At 72.6% G+C, this 953-nt stretch carries 1 protein-coding gene; it reads left to right on the top strand.

The features are described from left to right. The coding region (locus AC5LSR_RS14865; protein ID WP_493468585.1) for an ABC transporter ATP-binding protein at positions 1–953 on the top strand (953 nt) is incomplete at both ends.

The raw sequence follows: 953 nt of genomic DNA, 5'->3' as shown, positions 1-953 counted from the left end.
ACGTCCGCCGCACCACCGGCGGACGTCTTTCCCTCGACGTCCAGTACGACCTGCGGGACGCGGTGTTCGCCGCGCTCGCGCGCTTTGACGGCGTCCGCCAGGACGGGATGCGCACCGGCCAGATCGTCAGTCGGGCCATCTCGGACGTCACCGCCATCCAGGGGCTGCTGTCGTATCTGCCGTGGCTGGGCGGCAACCTGCTGCTGCTCGTGCTCACCATCGCGATCATGGCGGTGCTCTCGCCGCTGCTGACCCTGCTCGCCCTCGCGGTCGGGCCGCTGCTGCTCATGATCGGGCTGCGGGCGCGGCGAACCGTCTTCCCGGCGACCTGGGCCGCCCAGCAACAGGCCGGCGAGGTTGCCGGGGTGGTGGACGAGGCGGTCGCCGGCGTGCGGGTGGTCAAGGGCTTCGGGCAGGAGGAGCGGGAGCTGGCCGGGCTCACCGCGTCCGCCCGCCTCCTGTTCGCGCTGCGCATGCGCGCGGTGACCATCACCAGCCGGTACCTGCCGGCCCTGGCCGCGGTGCCGGCCGTCGGACAGGTCGGGGTGCTGGCGCTGGGCGGCTGGCTGGCGTTGCGCGGCAGCATCAGCCTGGGCACCTTCCTCGCCTTCAGCGCCTATCTCGGCGAGCTCGTCGCGCCGACGCGCATGCTCGCGAACCTGCTGACGGTCGGGCAGCAGGCCCGGGCCAGCGCCATCCGGGTCTTCGAGATCATCGATACCGCCCCGGTGGTGACCGAACGGCCCGGGGCGGTCAGCCTCGGCCGCGCGCGGGGGACGATCGACTTCGACGACGTCACCTTCGGTTACATCCAGGACCGCCCGGTGCTCGACGGATTCCGGCTGCGGATCGAGGCCGGTGAGACCCTCGCCCTGGTCGGGGCATCCGGGTCGGGCAAGTCGACGGTGGCCGCGCTGCTCTCCCGCGTCTACGACATAGACGCTGGCCCCGGT

Source organism: Protofrankia sp. CiP1_Cm_nod4 (genome assembly GCF_982290645.1).
This window is presented reverse-complemented; position numbering and strand designations above follow the sequence as displayed.